Origin of the sequence: Domibacillus sp. A3M-37 (assembly GCF_024213455.1) — a bacterium.
GTDB classification, from domain to species: Bacteria; Bacillota; Bacilli; order Bacillales; family Domibacillaceae; genus Domibacillus; species Domibacillus tundrae.
In genome coordinates this window covers 76,010-90,909 of record NZ_JANAVL010000007.1, presented here as the reverse complement: position 1 = coordinate 90,909, position 14,900 = coordinate 76,010, and the positions used below count along the sequence as shown (strand labels likewise).

The window sequence follows — 14,900 nt, the reverse complement described above, 5'->3', positions numbered from 1 at the left end:
TGAAAACTCTTTTTTTTGTGAAAATATAACTATTCCTTTTTCACAGATCAGCTATAATAAAAGAAAAAGATAAACGTGTTGGCAGGAAGGGTGAGTGCAGTGGGGGATTATGAACAATTTGTCGGAGCTATAAAACGAAAAACGGGCATCGACCTTGCATTGTACAAAGAAGCGCAAATGAAAAGAAGATTAACTTCTTTGTATGAAAAAAAAGGCTACGCATCATTTTCAACGTTTTTTGATGCATTAAGTTCAAATAAGGAAATGATGAATGAATTTTTAGATCGGATGACGATTAATGTGTCAGAGTTTTATCGTAATAGCAAACGGTGGGACGTGCTGGAGAAAAAAATTCTGCCACGGCTGCTAAAAGAAAATAAACGGCTGAAAGTGTGGAGTGCGGCTTGTTCAACAGGAGAAGAGCCATATACGCTTGCAATGGTTTTGTCCGCGCACATGCCGCTTTCATCTGTGTCCATACAAGCAACGGATCTTGACTTAAATGTCATTCAAAAAGCAAAATTAGGACTTTATCCGGAACGGTCGCTCGCTGAAGTGCCGGAAGAGATAAAAAAAAAGCATTTTCAAAAAGAAGGCGCCTTTTTTAAGACGTCAGAAGAAGTGAAGCGGACTGTCTCCTTTAAAAGACAAAACTTGTTATCCGACCGATTTGAAAGTGGCTATGATTTAATTGTCTGCCGGAACGTAATGATTTATTTTACGGAAGAAGCGAAAGATGAGCTCTATCAAAAATTCAATGCAGCACTTCGCTCCGGTGGCGTTTTATTTGTCGGAAGCACGGAACAAATTTTTAACCCGGAACGGTACGGATTTGAAGTGGAAGATACGTTTTTTTATAAAAAAGTGTAAAGCCGGTGCGTTCGGCTTGGGCCCGCAGGATGTGGGTCATAAAGGCGGTGCTTTAGCCTTTGATCTATAGAAATTGTCACCACGAAACACGGAATTGTGATAAAATTCTCAAAAACAGCCGTTTCGGCTGTTCCAATCAACTTAAAATATGATATAGTAGTACATAACCGCTTTAACGTACTGAAGGGAGCAGGAAAATGAGATATTTAACAGCAGGAGAATCACATGGGCCGCAATTGACGGCAATTATTGAAGGGCTTCCGGCCGGAATGGAGCTTTTAGCAGAAGATGTAAATACCGATCTATTGCGTCGCCAAAAAGGGCATGGCCGCGGCCGCCGCATGCAAATTGAAAAAGATTTAGTAGCGATCAAGTCCGGTGTGCGTCATGGCCACACCCTTGGCTCACCTGTGACACTTGTTGTTGAAAATGATGACTGGAAACACTGGACGAAAATTATGGGCATCGAACCGCTTGACAGTGAAGAAGCAGCGGAGGAAATAAAACGAAAAATCACGCGTCCGCGTCCTGGTCATGCGGATTTAAACGGCGGCATCAAATATGGACACCGTGATATGCGCAATGTGCTGGAGCGCTCTTCCGCCCGTGAAACGACGGTTCGTGTAGCAGCTGGTGCTGCGGCGAAAAAACTGTTAAAGCTGCTTGGGGTAGAAATTGCGTCACACGTTATTGAAATCGGCGGGATCCGCGCGGAAAATATTCAATTTGAGACAATTAAAGAGTTACAGGAGCGCAGTGAAGCGTCATCCGTCCGCTGTTTAGATGAAGAAGCAAGCGCGAAAATGATTGAAGCAATTGACAATGCGAAGAAAAACGGTGATTCAATCGGCGGGGTTGTAGAAGTAATCGCGGAAGGCATGCCGATCGGGGTCGGCAGCTACGTTCATTATGATCGCAAGCTGGATGCGAAAGTAGCTGCGGCTATTGTCAGCATCAACGCATTTAAAGGGGTTGAAATCGGCATTGGTTTTGAAGCGGCACGCAAATTCGGCAGTGAAGTGCACGACGAAATTGCCTGGAACGAACAACGTGGCTTTTACCGGAAAACAAATCGCCTGGGCGGCTTTGAAGGCGGAATGACAAACGGCATGCCAATTGTCGTCCGTGGTGTCATGAAGCCGATTCCGACACTATATAAACCACTTGAAAGCGTTGATATTGATACGAAAGAAACGTTTTCAGCAAGTATTGAACGATCAGACGCCTGTGCGGTTCCAGCAGCAGCCGTCGTAGCGGAAGCAGCCGTTGCCTGGGAACTGGCAAATGCCCTTCTTGAACAGTTCAATGGCGACCGGATGGATCACTTAATCCGCCAGGTAGAGGAACATACATCGTACGCAAAGGAGTTTTGATCAATGAACCGCGTCACGGTTGAAACAGCACATAAAACGTACCCTGTTATCATTGGCAAAGGAGCGGTGCAGGAAATTGGCCGCTTCATCCTTCAAATGAAAAAAAAACCAACCCGTTTGTTTGTGATCGCCGATGAAGCGGTGTATGCGATCCACGGCAGCACGCTTCGGAATGAATTACCGGATTCGCTGCAAACGGACTGGCACTTTGTACCGGCGGGTGAATCCGCCAAGTCTTTTCCTGTGTTTGAACAATGTTTAACCGCTATGCTGGAAGCGGCGCTGGACCGTCATTCGCTTGTTGTGGCGTTTGGCGGCGGGGCGTGCGGGGATTTGGCTGGTTTTTGTGCGGCCAGCTATATGCGAGGCATTCCGTTTATTCAAGTACCGACGACCATTTTGGCACATGACAGTGCGGTCGGCGGCAAAACGGCGATTAATCATCCTCTGGGCAAAAATATGATTGGCGCTTTTCACCAGCCAGAAGCGGTCATTTATGATACGGCCTTTTTGAAGTCACTCACTGAAAAAGAAACGAGAAGCGGCTTTGCGGAAGTGATCAAGCATGCCCTTATTGCGGATTCAAAGCTGCTTGAAGACATTCAGCAGACGATTAAGAATGTGGGCGATATAAAAGGATCTTTTTTAGAGCATTGTCTGCAAAGAGGCATTGAAATTAAAAGTGCAATTGTCAAAGAAGATGAAAAAGAAACCGGCGTCCGGGCGTTTTTAAATTTTGGCCACACGTATGGCCATGCGGTGGAAGCACTATCGGGCTACGGTAAAACTGCACACGGTGAAGCTGTTGCATGCGGGATGATTTTTGCGTTGTATGCATCAGAATTCAAAAACAACCTTTCATTCGACATCCGTTCATTTACGGAATGGCTGAAAAAAGCAGACTACCATGTTGAAGCTGGGACAGCTTTTTCATTCGACGACATGTATGCGGTTATGACTCGGGATAAAAAAGCATATGGCGGAACGGTTCGTTTTGTTCTATTAAATAAAGTGGGCGAGCCGTATATCACTGATATGACAAAAGAAGAATTGCAAAAGATCGATGAACATTTCAGAAGGGAGGTCAGCCAGTGGTAAGAGGAATCCGCGGTGCAATTACCGTACCAGCAAATGACGGTGTTTTAATGGTGGAAGCAACAGAACGATTAATCGCAGAAATGATTAAGCAAAATAACATTGAGCCGGAAACCGTCTGCTCAGCATTTTTATCCGCAACCAATGACTTGGACGCGATGTTTCCCGCGAAAGCGCTCCGCGAGCAGGCAGGCTGGGAATACGTTCCAGTTATGTGTATGCAGGAGCTGGCAATTAAAGGCGGCTTAGAGCGATGCATCCGTATTATGATGCACGTCAATACAGAAACCGCACAAAAAGAGATTCAGCACGTTTATTTAGAAGGGGCAGTCGTCTTGCGCCCGGACTTGCAGCAATCGGCAAATTGAGAGGAGCATGAAAAGGATGAAGTGGAAAGAACAAATATTAACATTAAAAGCCTATCAGCCAGGGCGGACAACCGATGAAGTAAAAAAAGCGTATGGCTTAAACGAAGTGGTTAAGCTTGCTTCCAATGAAAATCCGTTCGGTGCATCTGAAAAAGTAAAAGAATGCATCCGTTCGTATGCAGATTCTTTTGCCATTTATCCGGATGGCTACACAACAAGTCTTCGGACAGAGTTGGCTTCTTTTTTACAGCTGGACGAAAAACAGCTCATCTTTGGCAATGGGTCGGATGAAATCATCATGATGATTTCACGGGCAATGCTTGAACCGGGGAAAAACACAGTGATGCCAACACCTTCATTTCCGCAATACCGCCACAATGCGGTTGTGGAAGGGGCGGAAGTGCGCGAAGTAGAGCTGATAAATGGTGCACACGATTTGGACAAAATGGCTGAAGCGATCGATGAAAATACGGCGATTGTCTGGCTGTGCAGTCCGAACAACCCAACTGGCGTTTATATTACAGATGTGCAGCTGCGCGGCTTCCTTGACCGCGTGCCGGAAGATGTATTTGTTGTTCTCGATGAAGCGTATTATGAATATGTGACAGCAGATGACTACTACAATGCGCTTGAGATCATAAAAGAATACAAAAATGTGATCGTTCTTCGTACATTTTCAAAAGTGTACGGATTAGCTGCTTTTCGTGTCGGCTACGGGTTTGCAAATGAATCCCTGATCGCGCAGCTTGATCCCGTTCGTGAACCCTTTAACGTCAATTCACTGGCACAAAAAGCAGCGGTGTCAGCTCTTTCTGATCAGTCATTTATTGATGGATGCCGTACAGCAAACAAAGAAGGGCTGGAACAGTTTTACGCATTTTGCCGTGAAAATGGCCTCGGTTACTATGCATCTGAAGCGAATTTTATATTGATCGATTTTAACTGTGACAGCAACGAATTGTTTGAATACTTAATGTCAAAAGGATATATCGTCCGTTCGGGCGCCGCGCTTGGCATTCCAGGTACTGTCCGCGTCACGGTTGGCTCAAAAGAACAAAACGAGGGCGTCATGAACGCCATGAAAAGCTTTTTGGCTGAAACTGTAAAAAGATAGAAGGTGATTCGCCTATGAGAGGAAATGTCTTTATTGCCGGTCTCGGCTTAATCGGCGGATCTCTTGCAAAAGCGATAAAAAAAGCCCATTCACAGGCACATATAGTCGGATTCGATCTACGTGAATCCGAACTGGGCCTTGCTGAAGCATTGAACATTATTGATGAAAAAGCCGTTTCGTTTGAAGATGGCGCAAAAAAAGCGGATTTAATCATTTTAGCAGTGCCGGTATTAAAAACAGAGCAAATGATTGAAACACTTGCCGGTCTCCATTTAAAAGAAGGCGTTTTGATTACGGATACGGGGAGCACGAAAAGCCGTATCATGAACCGTGCTTCTCTTTTAAGCAATAAAGGAGTCGCATTTATTGGCGGCCATCCGATGGCGGGTTCTCATAAAAGCGGAGTGGCTGCTTCAAAAGAGCTCCTGTTTGAAAATGCCTTTTATTTGCTGACGCCCGGGGGAGCGGCAGAAGAAAAGCATGTCGCCATCTTGAAAAAATGGCTGGACGGAACACGGGCAAAGATATTGGAAGTAACGGCAGAAGAGCATGATGAAATGACGGGTGTGATCAGTCATTTCCCTCATATTATTGCCGCGTCCCTCGTTCACCAAGCCCGGAAATTTAATGAAGAAAACCCGTTGATCGAGCGGCTGGCAGCCGGTGGTTTTCGGGATATTACCCGCATCGCTTCATCCAATCCGGAAATGTGGAAAGACATTTCGCTTCATAATAAAGAAATGCTGCTGACCCTGCTCGCCGACTGGCGTGATGAAATGAATGGTGTACTGTCCATTTTGGAAACAGAAGATGAAGACAAGCTTTACCATTATTTCAACGATGCAAAAATATTCCGTGACGGGCTTCCAGCCGCATCAAAAGGCGCGATTCCCGCTTTTTATGAAATGTATGTAGATGTTCCGGATTATCCAGGTGTTATTTCCGAATTGACCGGTTATTTGGCGGATGAACGGATCAGTATTACAAATATTCGAATTGTTGAAACACGTGACGACGTATTCGGTGTACTTGTCATTAGCTTTCAAAGCGAAAAAGATCGTCTTCGCGCCAAGCAGTGCATCGAGCAAAAAACGACGTATGACTTATTTTTAGCATAAGAGAGGGTATGAAAACATGAAACTGACGTTTAACAAGCCGTCTCTTGGCGGAAGCATAGAAGTACCGGGTGATAAGTCCATTTCACATCGTTCCATTATGTTTGGAGCGCTGGCAGAAGGCAAAACAACGATCCGGCACTTTTTAAAAGGAGAAGATTGTTTAAGCACCATTGACTGTTTTCGCAAACTAGGGGTGCGAATCGATGAAACAGAAGAAGAAATTGTCGTTAATGGAAAAGGCTGGGGTGGATTAAAAGAGCCATCTGCTATTTTAGACACCGGTAATTCTGGTACGACGACACGCCTAATGCTTGGCATTTTGGCTGGCCGTCCGTTTCATTCGGTTATGATCGGGGATGAATCAATCGGCAAGCGTCCAATGGACCGGGTAACGGTTCCACTGGCATCGATGGGAGCCGACATCGCCGGACGCGACAATGGCCGCTTCACGCCGCTGTCGATTCGTGGTAAAAAATTGAATACAACAGAGTACAAATTGCCGGTTGCCAGCGCACAGGTCAAATCAGCGGTTATGTTTGCAGCACTGCAGGCGGACGGAGAATCGGTCATCATTGAACCGGAAGCAACACGTGATCATACCGAAAAAATGATTGAGCAGTTTGGCGGAAAGATTCGCCGCGAGGGTGACCGGATTATTATCCAGGGCGGCCAGACGTTTAAAGGAACCGACGTTTATGTGCCAGGTGATATTTCATCGGCAGCCTTTTTTATGGTGGCGGCAGCCATCACACCAAATAGTGAAGTCGTTCTCGAAAATACAGGCTTAAATAAAACACGGACCGGCATCATTGATGTGTTTAAGCAAATGGGAGCCGATATGACTGTTGAAAAAACGACGACAGCTGGCGAAGAAATTGGAACGATTACGGTGAAAACGTCCCATTTAAAAGGAACTGAAATCAGCGGAGCGATTATTCCGCGGCTTATTGATGAAATTCCTGTTATCGCACTGCTTGCCACGCAGGCGGAAGGAGACACGATCATTCGTGATGCGGAAGAATTAAAAGTAAAAGAAACGAACCGGATCGACACGGTTGTAGATGAATTGAAAAAGCTTGGTGCCGACATCGAAGCGACCAATGACGGAATGATTATCCGCGGCAAATCAAAGCTCCATGGTGGAGTGGTTTCGTCACACGGTGATCATCGGATCGGTATGGTCATGGCGATTGCGTCCCTCATCACGGAAGGTGATGTGGCGCTTCACGACCATGAAGCAATCGCGGTTTCGTACCCGGAATTTTTTGATCATTTAAATCAGCTGGTTAATTGAGCGTCCTCTTTCTGAGGGCGTTTTTTCTATTTTTTTAAGAAGGAAAATAGAAGGCGAAGTAGAATACATGAAGTACAAGCGAAAAAGTTGCCGGATTGACCATCTTTGATTAAAATAAGAAATCAAGTAAAGAAGACGGAGAAGGAAGAGGCGGTAAAGATGAACAATGCGGAAAATATGATCGCACACTTGGAAAAGGGAGATATGGCGTCGGCATCTGCCCTATACGAAAAGGTGCTCGCCTCTAGTGATGCAGAAGAACAATTTATGCTGGGCGAGCAATTGCTCCAGCTTGGCTTTTTAGATGAAGCACGGCAGCTGTTTGAACAGCTGCTGCACTCTTTTCCAGGAGAAGGCGAGTTGTCGCTCCTTTTAGCTGAGACATTAGTCGAACTCGACCGTGAAGAAGAGGCAATGCTCATTTTGGATGAAATTGACGATACTGATCCGTTTTATGCAAGATCACTACTCGTGTTGGCGGATTTGTACCAAATGCAAGGGCTGTATGAAGTAAGTGAGCAAAAGCTTTTGCAGGCACAGCAGGCAGAACCGGGCGAGCCAATCATTAAGTTCGCACTCGGTGAACTGTATTTAGAAGAAGGCAAGTTTTTAGAAGCGGTCCGTCAATATAAAGAACTTGAAGAAGCGGGTATGCAGGATATTGCGGGCATTTCCATTCAGAAGCGGCTTGCAGAAGCATATAGTGCAGGAGGGGCATTTGAAGAAAGTCTTTCGCATTTTGAACGGGCGCTTGATGATAAAAGGAATATCGACACATTGTTTATGTATGGGTTTACCGCGTTTCAGGCCGGTCAGTACAAAACAGCGGCTATTAAATTGACGGAAGCAGCGGAACTCGATCCGGATTATCATTCGATTTATTTACATCTGGCACGCGCATATGAAATGGAAGAAGAACTCGATGCCGCACTGGAAGCGGCCAGGTCCGGCATCGCACGGGATACGTATCAAAAAGAACTGTATTTACTGGCTGGAAAGCTTGCGCTGAAAACGGGCCTTGAAGAAGAAGGGGAATCGCATCTGCGTCAGTCACTTGCACTTGATCCGGAATATACAGAGGCGGCGCTTGCGCTGAATGCGCTGCTCATGAAAAAAGAAGAGTATGCAGGTGTTCTTGAAGTTGCTTCTATATTCCGTGAATCGGGCAGTGCTGAGCCTCTCATGCTATGGGATGCCGCTCGGGCTGCGAAACGGCTGGAGGAATTTAAAGAAGCGGCTGAGCTATATGAATACATTTATCCGGTTTTAAATGAAAATACTGAATTTCTGGCGGAATATGGCTACTTTTTGTTAGAAGAAGGCAATCGCGGGCAGGCGCTGTCTCTGTTTGAAAAACTGATGAGAGAAGAGCCGCTGAATGATGAGTGGGCAGAACTTGTTGAACGTTTGAAAATGGATGTATACTAATAAAAGCGCAAGGCGCCCAATTATCGGCGACAAGCATAAGACGAGCACTGGTGGAGGCGCTTTTTGCCTCCAGAAGGGCTTGGCTTATGGAACAAAAGCTAAGAATGCAGCTTTCTGCTGCAACGCTTTTGTGACCCGCATCATGTGGGCCTCGATGGTGCCTGAAGCTGGACGGCGTCCGAAAAAATATACTTTCTTATCTTTTAAAAATAGACAGAGGAGTGATGATGATGGCCGCCCCGGTTTCCGTTCATGAGAAAAAGGACTTTATCCGCTGGTTTTTAAATCATTATCAGCTGAAGCGCAGAGAATCTGTCTGGATTTTAAATTATTTAATGAGTCATGATCAGCTTATGGAACATGTGCATTTTGTTGATGATGCTCAGTATTGCCCGCGTGGCATGATCATGTCGTCCCATTGTGTAGACAGTGCACCGTTTCGATTTTTTAAAGATAACATTATGACTACAGATGCGGAAAAATCTTTTCATGACATACGTTTAAATAAAGATGAAGACATTTTCATCGAGCTGAAATTTAAAGGCGCCCAGCTGTCTCACCAGTATGCGGCCGTACGGGTGGAAAATCCATTTATGCCAAAACGGACACGGCTGACGGAAAAAGAAAAAGAACTGGCAGAGCAGTTTTTGAAATGGAGTGTATACGAATTTCAGCGTGACCGGCTGAATGAGCAAATTGATGCTGCATTGGATCAGGGGGACAAAGAAACGTTTCTCCGCCTGACAGAACGATTAAACGAATTATTGGAATATATAAGTGCGTCTGATCAATGATCAGGCGCTTTTTTTCGCCCTTGTGTTTGCAAGAAGAATAGAACGAATGTATGATAAAGTGGGGTGATAAGATGAATTGGAACGGAAAAGATGCTGCTTTATTTCAGCAGCAAAAAGGCTACATTGACACCGCCATTGTACCGCTTGTCCCGGCTGATTTTGGTGCGGACATGATTCGGTCAGCGGAACAGCATGAGTTTATTGGGCTGCTGGTTGCATTTCTCGAACGTCAATTTAAAGGAAGAGTGCTTGTGACACCGCCGCATGCCTATTTGCCGGACGCAGAATTGAAAATGGAAGGGGCTAAACAGTGGGCGGAGAAGCTCCGGTCTTCCGGGTTTACCCATGTTTTCTTTTTTACAGCAGATCGTGTGTGGCGAGATATGGATAAAGATTTAGAGGCGGCGGTGATCTGGATTCCCTCTGTGCCGCTTGGAGATATGGAAGATGGAGTTAAGTATTCGCTGATCGAAAACCAGGCGAAGCAAATTGTCAACATTATTGTAGGGAAATGGCAGGAGAATGAGGGATAATTCGGAAAATCGTCACATTCAAAAAATCGTTTTCATTCCGGATGTTATTGACCTGTTATCCTGTATCGATTATCATAGTAATGTCCTAGTTTATGTTTATGCTCATATACGGTCCCTAGCGGACGAAGCTTATTGTATAGAGGGGGGAAAAAAATGAGTAAACAACCTGTATCAAGACGTCAATTTTTAAACTACACGCTCACAGGTGTAGGCGGTTTCATGGCTGCGGGAATGCTGATGCCGATGGTTCGTTTCGCTGTTGACCCGGTGCTGAAAGGGGAAGCGGCCGGCGATTTCCATCCGACACAGCAAAAAGTGGCTGATTTAACAGATGTACCGGTACGAGTCGACTTTTCTTACGAGCAAACAGATGCCTGGTATACGTCTGAAGTAACCAATACAGCTTGGGTTTACAAAAACGACAAAGACGAAATCGTCGCATTGTCACCGGTTTGTAAGCATCTCGGCTGTACAGTCAGCTGGGAAGGAAGCGGTCATACTGACAAGTTTTTCTGCCCTTGCCATAATGGCTTGTATGAAAAAAACGGAAAAAACATTCCGGGTACACCGCCGCTTAAACCGCTTGATGTGTATCCAACAACTGAAAAAGACGGCCTGCTGCAGCTCGGCAAGCCAAAGGCAAACAATATCGTGTAAAGGGGGCGTAATACATGCTCAATAAAATTTATGACTGGGTGGATGAACGTCTCGATATTACGCCAATGTGGCGCGATATTGCGGACCATGAAGTGCCTGAGCACGTCAACCCGGCCCATCATTTTTCGGCATTCGTTTATTGTTTTGGCGGTTTGACGTTTTTCGTCACAGTCATTCAAATCTTGTCAGGAATGTTCCTGACAATGTACTATGTGCCGGATATTAAAAACGCATGGGAATCTGTTTATTATTTGCAAAATGAAGTAGCGTTTGGCGTTATTGTACGCGGCATGCACCATTGGGGCGCGAGTTTAGTTATCGTTATGATGTTTTTACATACGCTTCGTGTGTTTTTCCAAGGAGCATACAAAAAGCCTCGTGAATTAAACTGGGTTGTCGGCGTATTGATTTTCTTCGTTATGCTCGGTCTTGGTTTTACAGGCTATCTGCTTCCATGGGACATGAAAGCACTATTTGCGACAAAAGTAGGGATCGAGATTGCGGCTTCAACACCGCTGATCGGCCACGAATTGAAAGTATTGCTTGCTGGACATCCGGATATCGTCGGGGCACAAACATTGACACGTTTCTTCGCGATTCATGTTTTCTTCCTGCCGGCTGCGCTATTAGGCTTAATGGGCGCCCACTTTATCATGATTCGTAAGCAAGGTATTTCCGGTCCGTTGTAAAAAAACGGCCATACCCGTTTTAGTTTGATTAAAAGGAGGGGAACGCAATGCATCGTGGAAAAGGGATGAAGTTCGTCGGAGATTCACGTATTCCGGCTGAACGAAAACCAAATATTCCAAAAGATTATTCGGAATATCCAGGCAAAACAGAAGCCTTCTGGCCAAACTTCCTTTTGAAGGAATGGATGGTTGGTTCCGTATTTCTTGTTGGTTATCTTTGCTTGACCATTGCTCATCCATCACCACTTGAGCGTGTCGCGGATCCGACAGATACAGGCTACCTGCCTTTGCCTGACTGGTATTTCTTATTTTTGTACCAACTACTTAAATACACATATGCATCAGGACCTTACAATGTAATCGGCGGTTTTATTATTCCTGGTCTTGCATTTGGCGGTCTTATGCTTGCGCCGTTTATCGATCGCGGACCAAAACGCCGTCCGCTTGAGCGTCCATTTGCAACCGGCTTTATGATGCTCTCTCTTGCGGCAATCATTTTCCTTACATGGGAATCTGTTGACGCGGTAGATTGGAAAGCAAAAGAAGCACAAGGGGCAATTGTCGAAGAAGCGGCCATTGACACGAATTCTGATGGATTCAAAATTTATCAGGAAAATGGCTGTATTAACTGTCACGGTGATACATTATCGGGCGGGGCAGCTGCACCATCTCTTGTCGGCACAGGCCTGACACCGGAAGAAATCGCGGAAATCGCGAAAAACGGTAAAGGATCAATGCCGCCAGGTATGTACAAAGGAAATGACGAAGACCTCGTTAAGCTGTCTGAATTCATTTCAACACTCGAAGCAGAATAATCAAAAAGGACTGTCCGACTTGCTCGGCGGTCCTTTTTTTTCGATGGAGGGTACGGGATGCTGTCTTTTCTTTTATCGAACCGCTCGTTTATGTGGGCGCTTTTTCTTATTAATTTACTTGGAACTATTTACGGTTACATATGGTATATGCCACAGCTTAAGCAAACAGATGCTATTTTTCTCCCGTTCGTTCCGGATAGTCCGACAGCGAGCTTGTTTTTTACGATTGCGCTGCTTGGCCTGTTCGTAGGCCGTCATTGGGGATTGATGCAGGCATTGGCTGTTATGACGTTGTTTAAGTACGGCATATGGGCAGTTGTCATGAACATATTGACGCTTGTGGTAACCGGAGATCTTTCTTGGCTCGGCTGGATGCTTGTCGCCTCACACTTTGGCATGGCTGTACAGGGATTGCTTTACGCGCCATTTTTCCGGGTAAAACCGATTCACTTGATCATTGCATCGGTTTGGACCGTTCATAACGAAATAATTGATTACGTATACATGCAATACCCGGTTTATTCACAGCTTCATTTATATATTCAGGAAATCGGCTATTTTACTTTCTGGCTTAGTATCTTGTCCATCTTGATCACATGGTGGGTATGTGTCCGTTCAAAACGATTAATCTGGTAACAAGCGGCATCATCTCCCTGTCCATCCGCATATACTAAAGGAGCGGATGGGGGGATAGAGAGTGGAAAAAATCATCGCGTTTATATGGAGTTTCCTTCTCATATTTGTGCCGGTTAGCGGAGCAGAAGGACTGGACCCGGAAAAAAACGAACAGCTTATTCATGTAACAGCTTTAACAGGCAGCGTAATTATAATATCGCTTTTATATACAGGAAGAAAAAAATATAAAGGGATGCAAAAGAAAAGGGATCGTGAGCGTAATCTTTGACGCATAGGGGTATTAATCGATAAAATAAAATTAAGACAAAATACGACAATAGTAATGGAGGTAGATGGATTTACATGATCTGGATTGTTTATTTTGCCCTGCTGATCCTGTTGCCGCTTTGGGCGCAATTTAAGGTGAAAAGCACGTATAAAAAATACTCGAAAGTACCGGTTTCAACTGGGATTACGGGTGCAGAAGCGGCACGCCGCATTTTAGATGACAACGGCTTGCAGCACGTAAAGGTAGTGGAGTCACACGGTTTTTTGAGTGACCATTATAACCCGATGACCAAAACCGTCAACTTGTCTCCAAATAACTTTCATGACCATTCCATTGCCGGTGCCGCTGTTGCGGCACATGAGGTCGGGCACGCGATTCAAGACAAAGTCGGCTATGCGTTTCTCCGCTTTCGCCATGCTCTTGTGCCGGTAGCCAATATTAGCTCAAACATGTCGTGGATTTTCATTATGATCGGTATTTTCGCCCAAGCAACGAATATGCTTTTGCTTGGGATCGTTTTAATGGCCGCGGGGGTTTTGTTCCAAGTAATTACCTTACCAGTTGAGTTTAATGCCTCGAACCGTGCGATGGATCAAATTGTTGCATCCGGGATTATCCGTAATGATGAAGAACGGGAAGCACGCAAAGTGTTAAATGCAGCGGCTATGACATATGTGGCAGCCGCAGCTGTTGCAGTGCTGGAACTTGTCCGTCTTGTGTTAATGTACACAGGTATGACACAGAGCGAAGATTAATTAAGAAAGGCGCAAGGTGCCTGCCTATCGGCGACAAGCATAAGACGAGCACTGGCGGAGGCGCTTTTTGCCTCGAGAAGGGCTCGTCTTATGACATCGAGCCGATGGCACCTGGAGCTGGACACTGTTCAAAAATATATACTTTCTTACCTTTTGAAAAAACACCGGAGGACTTCTTCGGTGTTTTTTTACTTTTCAATCGGCTGTTTGTTTTCATCAAGCGTAAATCCTTCGCCGAATACGTCATGAACGACGGTGACCGATACAAATGCATGGGGGTCAACGGCGTGAATAATATTCTTCAGGCGGACGATTTCATTTTTACCAACAACGCAGTATAAGACGTCACGTTCTTGTTTTGTAAAAGAACCGTACCCCTTTAAAATCGTCACACCGCGGTCCATCCGTTTATTAATTTCTTCGGCGATTTCCCCGTGAGCCGAAGAAATAATCATCGCCCCACGTGCCGCATATGCGCCTTCCTGCATAAAATCAATCACGCGGGCGGCAGTAAAGACGGCAACAAGTGTGTACATCGCTTCCCGATAATCGATATATGTAAGAAAAGATGCAATAATGACTGTTGCATCAAATAAAAACATCGTTTTTCCCATACTCACCTGCCGGTATTTGTGCATCAGCCGTGCAATAATGTCCACTCCGCCTGTCGTACCACCATAACGAAATGTAATGCCGAGGCCGACACCGATAAATACCCCCGCAAACAAAGCCGCGAGAAATAAGTCATCGTGCAGCGGAATATGGAACTGCCAGCGCTGGAAAATCCATAAAAAGAACGAAACGCTGAATGTGCCAATCAATGTGTAGTAAAACGACACACGACCGAGCAGCTTCCATCCGATGAAGAAAAGCGGAATGTTCAAAACTAGGTTGGAGTAGGACGGGTCAATGTCAAATAAACTGTACAATAGGAGCGTAATACCCGTGAAACCGCCTTCAGCCAAATTGTTTTGCATGTTAAAATGAACAAGTCCGAACGAAAAAATGGCTGAGCCGATTAAAATAAAGATGATGTTTTTTACTTTTATGCCTGGCTTCATAAAGTTCTCCTTTTTTATAGTGACGAATGAAA

17 protein-coding genes are annotated in these 14,900 nt (G+C 45.2%); 16 read left to right on the top strand and 1 reads right to left on the bottom strand.

Features of this window, described 5'->3' with window-relative positions; genetic code table 11:
• The first annotated feature begins 99 nt into the window (after nucleotides 1-99).
• The 16 genes from NLX67_RS12475 to NLX67_RS12400 all read left to right on the top strand — a co-directional run bounded on the left by NLX67_RS12475 (nucleotide 100) and on the right by NLX67_RS12400 (nucleotide 13,807).
• Nucleotides 100-870: a CheR family methyltransferase gene (locus tag NLX67_RS12475; protein WP_254311957.1), complete on the top strand. Its 771-nt coding sequence runs from the start codon at nucleotides 100-102 to the stop codon at nucleotides 868-870.
• A 197-nt stretch (nucleotides 871-1,067) separates the two neighbouring features.
• Nucleotides 1,068-2,243 carry a chorismate synthase gene (gene aroC / locus NLX67_RS12470; protein WP_254311956.1) on the top strand — a complete coding sequence of 392 codons (1,176 nt, stop codon included), beginning with the start codon at nucleotides 1,068-1,070 and terminating at the stop codon, nucleotides 2,241-2,243.
• Between the two features lie 3 nt (nucleotides 2,244-2,246).
• Nucleotides 2,247-3,341 (top strand): 3-dehydroquinate synthase, encoded by a 1,095-nt coding sequence (gene aroB / locus NLX67_RS12465; RefSeq protein WP_254311955.1) that lies wholly within the window; start codon nucleotides 2,247-2,249, stop codon nucleotides 3,339-3,341.
• Entirely contained in the window at nucleotides 3,335-3,706 is a 372-nt protein-coding gene (gene aroH, locus NLX67_RS12460) for a chorismate mutase (protein WP_046180505.1), read from the top strand. Before aroB ends, aroH begins: the two co-directional genes overlap by 7 nt.
• 16 nt (nucleotides 3,707-3,722) lie before the next feature.
• Complete coding sequence (gene hisC, locus NLX67_RS12455) at nucleotides 3,723-4,820, top strand: histidinol-phosphate transaminase (RefSeq protein WP_254311954.1); 1,098 nt, start codon at nucleotides 3,723-3,725, stop codon at nucleotides 4,818-4,820.
• Nucleotides 4,821-4,834: 14 nt separating this feature from the next.
• Nucleotides 4,835-5,938 (top strand): prephenate dehydrogenase, encoded by a 1,104-nt coding sequence (locus NLX67_RS12450; RefSeq protein ID WP_254311953.1) that lies wholly within the window; start codon nucleotides 4,835-4,837, stop codon nucleotides 5,936-5,938.
• A 16-nt stretch (nucleotides 5,939-5,954) separates the two neighbouring features.
• The gene (gene aroA, locus NLX67_RS12445) at nucleotides 5,955-7,232 is read left to right on the top strand and encodes a 3-phosphoshikimate 1-carboxyvinyltransferase (protein ID WP_254311952.1); all 1,278 of its coding nucleotides are present in this window, start codon (nucleotides 5,955-5,957) and stop codon (nucleotides 7,230-7,232) included.
• A gap of 159 nt (nucleotides 7,233-7,391) precedes the next feature.
• Nucleotides 7,392-8,660 carry a tetratricopeptide repeat protein gene (locus tag NLX67_RS12440; protein ID WP_254311951.1) on the top strand — a complete coding sequence of 423 codons (1,269 nt, stop codon included), beginning with the start codon at nucleotides 7,392-7,394 and terminating at the stop codon, nucleotides 8,658-8,660.
• Between the two features lie 230 nt (nucleotides 8,661-8,890).
• Nucleotides 8,891-9,454, top strand: coding sequence for a ReoY family proteolytic degradation factor (locus tag NLX67_RS12435; RefSeq protein ID WP_046180510.1), 564 nt, complete (start codon nucleotides 8,891-8,893; stop codon nucleotides 9,452-9,454).
• A 71-nt stretch (nucleotides 9,455-9,525) separates the two neighbouring features.
• The gene (locus NLX67_RS12430) at nucleotides 9,526-9,987 is read left to right on the top strand and encodes a YpiF family protein (protein WP_046180511.1); all 462 of its coding nucleotides are present in this window, start codon (nucleotides 9,526-9,528) and stop codon (nucleotides 9,985-9,987) included.
• Between the two features lie 153 nt (nucleotides 9,988-10,140).
• Nucleotides 10,141-10,644, top strand: coding sequence for a Rieske (2Fe-2S) protein (locus NLX67_RS12425; RefSeq protein ID WP_046180512.1), 504 nt, complete (start codon nucleotides 10,141-10,143; stop codon nucleotides 10,642-10,644).
• Between the two features lie 14 nt (nucleotides 10,645-10,658).
• Nucleotides 10,659-11,333 carry a menaquinol-cytochrome c reductase cytochrome b subunit gene (qcrB, locus tag NLX67_RS12420; protein WP_045851437.1) on the top strand — a complete coding sequence of 225 codons (675 nt, stop codon included), beginning with the start codon at nucleotides 10,659-10,661 and terminating at the stop codon, nucleotides 11,331-11,333.
• A 47-nt stretch (nucleotides 11,334-11,380) separates the two neighbouring features.
• The gene (locus tag NLX67_RS12415) at nucleotides 11,381-12,148 is read left to right on the top strand and encodes a menaquinol-cytochrome c reductase cytochrome b/c subunit (RefSeq protein WP_046180513.1); all 768 of its coding nucleotides are present in this window, start codon (nucleotides 11,381-11,383) and stop codon (nucleotides 12,146-12,148) included.
• A 57-nt stretch (nucleotides 12,149-12,205) separates the two neighbouring features.
• Complete coding sequence (gene lhaT, locus NLX67_RS12410; protein WP_254311950.1) at nucleotides 12,206-12,784, top strand: lipoprotein heptaprenylglyceryl N-acetyltransferase LhaT; 579 nt, start codon at nucleotides 12,206-12,208, stop codon at nucleotides 12,782-12,784.
• 61 nt (nucleotides 12,785-12,845) lie between these two features.
• Nucleotides 12,846-13,052 (top strand): sporulation protein YpjB, encoded by a 207-nt coding sequence (locus NLX67_RS12405; RefSeq protein WP_046180515.1) that lies wholly within the window; start codon nucleotides 12,846-12,848, stop codon nucleotides 13,050-13,052.
• A gap of 74 nt (nucleotides 13,053-13,126) precedes the next feature.
• Nucleotides 13,127-13,807 (top strand): zinc metallopeptidase, encoded by a 681-nt coding sequence (locus NLX67_RS12400; RefSeq protein ID WP_046180516.1) that lies wholly within the window; start codon nucleotides 13,127-13,129, stop codon nucleotides 13,805-13,807.
• 188 nt (nucleotides 13,808-13,995) lie between these two features.
• Here the strand turns inward: NLX67_RS12400 and NLX67_RS12395 are convergent, their stop codons facing one another.
• Nucleotides 13,996-14,868 carry a YitT family protein gene (locus NLX67_RS12395; RefSeq protein WP_046180517.1) on the bottom strand — a complete coding sequence of 291 codons (873 nt, stop codon included), beginning with the start codon at nucleotides 14,866-14,868 and terminating at the stop codon, nucleotides 13,996-13,998.
• Nucleotides 14,869-14,900: the final 32 nt, after the last annotated feature.